Origin of the sequence: Mesorhizobium sp. M1E.F.Ca.ET.041.01.1.1 (assembly GCF_003997355.1) — a bacterium.
Lineage (GTDB): Bacteria > Pseudomonadota > Alphaproteobacteria > Rhizobiales > Rhizobiaceae > Mesorhizobium.
In genome coordinates, this window is record NZ_RZSL01000638.1 from 1 (window position 1) to 3182 (window position 3182).

At 66.8% G+C, this 3182-nt stretch carries 4 protein-coding genes; all 4 read right to left on the reverse strand.

Annotation, left to right across the window (positions count from 1 at the left end; genetic code table 11):
* Positions 1-560: SAM-dependent methyltransferase (locus EOA38_RS31730; protein WP_127301078.1), on the reverse strand; the 560-nt coding region annotated here is incomplete at its 3' end.
* A complete protein-coding gene (locus tag EOA38_RS31735) occupies positions 557-1315 on the reverse strand; it encodes a precorrin-2 C(20)-methyltransferase (protein WP_127301079.1) in 759 nt (252 codons plus the stop codon). The genes EOA38_RS31730 and EOA38_RS31735, both read right to left, overlap by 4 nt.
* Complete coding sequence (locus EOA38_RS31740; RefSeq protein WP_127301080.1) at positions 1312-1944, reverse strand: precorrin-8X methylmutase; 633 nt, start codon at positions 1942-1944, stop codon at positions 1312-1314. Before EOA38_RS31740 ends, EOA38_RS31735 begins: the two co-directional genes overlap by 4 nt.
* Positions 1945-1947: 3 nt before the next feature.
* A partial coding sequence (gene cobG / locus EOA38_RS31745; RefSeq protein WP_127301081.1) for a precorrin-3B synthase occupies positions 1948-3182 on the reverse strand: 1235 nt, incomplete at its 5' end.

Below are 3182 nucleotides of genomic sequence, written 5' to 3' on the forward strand. Positions count from 1 at the left end.
GGCAGGATCGCTCTCAGGCATTCGAAGGCGCGGCCGAGCTGCCAGGGGCGCGCCTTGCTGATCGGATTGTAGAGCGCGATGACGAAGCCGGCGCCGGCCGCCGCCAGCAATCTCAGCTCGATCAGGTCCCAAGGCTTCAGATTGTCCGAGAGCGAGATGGCGCAGAAATCATGGCCGAGCGGCGCGCCGATGCGGGCGGCAACCGCAAGCATGGCGGTGACGCCAGGGACGACGTTGAGGTCGATGGCTCGCCACTCCTGCGGACCCGCTTCGATCGCCTCGCAGACGGCGGCTGCCATGGCAAAGACACCGGGGTCGCCGCCGGAAACGACAGCGACGTTGTGGCCTTCGGCCGCCTTGGCGAGTGCCTCGTTGGAGCGGGCGAGCTCCTCGCGATTGTCGGAGGCGACGCGGGTCTGGTCCTCCCTCAGCTCGAGCCGGTCGAGATAGGGCTTGTAGCCATAGAAGAAGGAAGCCTCGGCCACGGCGTGGCTTGCCTGCGGCGTGACCTGGTCGGCATTGCCGGGACCGAGACCGATGACGGTGAGGCGGCCGCTCATGGCTTTGCTCCGGGGGCTCCGGGACGGGCGGACCAGCCGGCGATCAGAACGATGGCGAAATAGGGCGCCTTGTCGTCCGGCTTTTCGGTGAGCCGCATCGAGACGCTGCCCGACATGGTGCCGCGTTCCACATAGACGGCTTTCGCCAGCTTGCCGGTCGCTTCCAGCGCGCGGCGGATTTTTGGCAGGTTGCGGCCGACCTTCATGATGACGGCGGCATCGGTGTCGGCGAGGCGCCGCGTCAGTTCGAACTCGCTCATCGTGCCCGGAAGCACGGTCAGCACGTCATCGCCCTGGACGATCGGCAAGCCGGTTGCCGACCAGCAGCCCGACATGGCGGTGATGCCGGGGATGACTTCGGTCGGGAAGCGGTGCGCAAGGCGGACATGCAGATGCATATAGGAGCCGTAGAAGAGCGGATCGCCCTCCGACAGCACCGCGACCATCTTGCCGGCGCCAAGATGCCCGGCGATCTGCTCGGCCGATTGCTCGTAGAAATCGGTGATCTGCGAACGGTAGTCGTCGTGATCCTTGTCGATCTCGGTTGTCACCGGATAGAGCAGCGGCAGCTCGATCATATCCGGCCGGAAGCGCGCCTCGACGATGGCGCGGGCATTGCTGTTGTTGCCGCGCTTGGCGAAGTAGGCAACGACATCGGCCTCGGCCAGGGCGCGCGCCGCCTTCAGCGTCAGCAGTTCCGGATCGCCGGGGCCGGTGCCGACGCCGACCAGGCGTCCTTTCGGGAGAGCGTTCACAGGCCTGGCCTCGCCAACGAATTAAGCGCCGCCGCTGTCATGGCGCTGCCGCCCAGCCTGCCGCGCACGATGGCATAGGGCACGCCATAGGAATTCTCGGCCAGCGCATCCTTGGATTCGGCGGCGCCGACGAAGCCAACCGGCATGCCGATGATCGCGGCCGGCTTCGGCGCGCCGTCGTGCAGTTTTTCGAGCAGATAGAAAAGCGCGGTCGGCGCGTTGCCGATGGCGACGACCGATCCGGCCATCCGCTCGCCCCAGAGGTCGATCGCGGCGGCCGAGCGCGTGTTGCCGATTTCCTTGGCGATCTCGGCGGTGCGCGGGTCGCGGAGCGTGCAGATCACCTCGTTGCCGGCCGGCAGCCGGGCGCGGGTGACGCCATGCGCGACCATCTCCGCATCGCAGAAGATCGGCGCGCCGGCGGCAAGCGCCGCGCGGGCCGCATCGACGAAACCCTTCGAGAAGGCGAAGTGGCCGGCGGCTTCGACCTGCCCGCAGGCATGGATCATGCGGATCGCGACATCGGCTTCCGCCTCGGAAAAGCGCGAGAGATCGGCCTCGGCGCGGATGATGACGAAGGAGCGCTCGTAGATCGCCATCCCGTCATGGATATAGTCGTAGGCGGCCATTCTTCAGTTCCGTCGATAGAGTTCAGCGAGGCCGGCCGCGCCAAGCCTTGTAAGGCACGCGGCTGCAGTCTCGCCGGGATGTCGTTGCTCGCGGACCGCCTCGGCAATGCCGGCGACCCCGCGCGCGGCGTCATAGCCCGGCCTGTATCCGGCAGGAAGGGCCTTTGCCGTCCCGTCCACGACAAGTCCGGCTCCTTTTTCGTCGCCGACCAGGGTCAACGCTGTCGAGCCTGGATGCGCGCAACCCTTGGCGCAGCCGGAAATGTGCAGGGTGAGCGAGGCATCGAGGAGGTCGGCGCTTTCCTTCGCGATTATCTCGGCGATGGCGCGGGTGGCGATGCGGCCGGAAGAGCAGGCCGATATGCCGGGACAGGCGGCGATGCGGGTGCGCGGGTCGGTCGCAGAGGTGACAAAGCCGAGGGTGGCGGCTGAGGCTTCAAGGGCTGGGCAGGCGGACGGGGAGAGGCCGAGGAAGAGCAGGGCGCGGCCGGGTGCCGGGCGGATTTCGGTGGCGCCGAAGACGAGGGCCTGTCGGGTCATTTCAATGAGCTTCTCGGCCGGCATGCTGCCGAAGGGCAGGCCGATGCCGAGGGCGCGGGTGATCGCGAGATCAAAAATGCCAATGGGGCTTTTCGAAGGTTGGCGTTCCTGCGCACCCCCCTCTGTCCTGCCGGACATCTCCCCCGCAAGGGGGCAGATTGCTCTCTCATCTCGGCTTTCGCCAATCGCCGGCGGTGCAAGAGCTGAGCCGCCGGCGGAATTGCCGATCTCCCCCCTTGCGGGGGAGATGTCCGGCAGGACAGAGGGGGGTGTGACGGAGTGCCAACTTGCGAGTGAACCGAGCTGCCTCCAAGACAAATCCCGCGTGTGCGCCTCTCGACCTTTCTCGGCAATCATCCTGAGCGCTGCCACAGTGATGTCGCGCGCAGTATCGGCATCGACTGTCGCGAGAAGCTTCGCAGTTCGGCCATCTCCGGCAACCGACACGCTCCACTGGACGCCCGCTGTGGCCTGCACCGCAGCCAGCCTTACATCGGCCATCAGCTCATCCATGGCCAACTGCCCACCACCGTCCACAATCACCGAAACCTTCGGTCCCAAGCGCTGCGTTAGTCCGGCTTCTTCGATGGCCATCCGGACCCGCTCGGCCAACGGAAGCGGGTCGGCGATCTCTTGCGGATCGATGCCCGCCAGCGGCCCGATCTCGACCGGAACACCGCTGCGCACCTCGATGCCCA

What these genes read in the sequence shown, in the direction of transcription:
- EOA38_RS31740 (WP_127301080.1), bottom strand. Translation starts at nt 1,944, where the DNA reads ATGGCCGCCTACGACTATATCCATGACGGGATGGCGATCTACGAGCGC.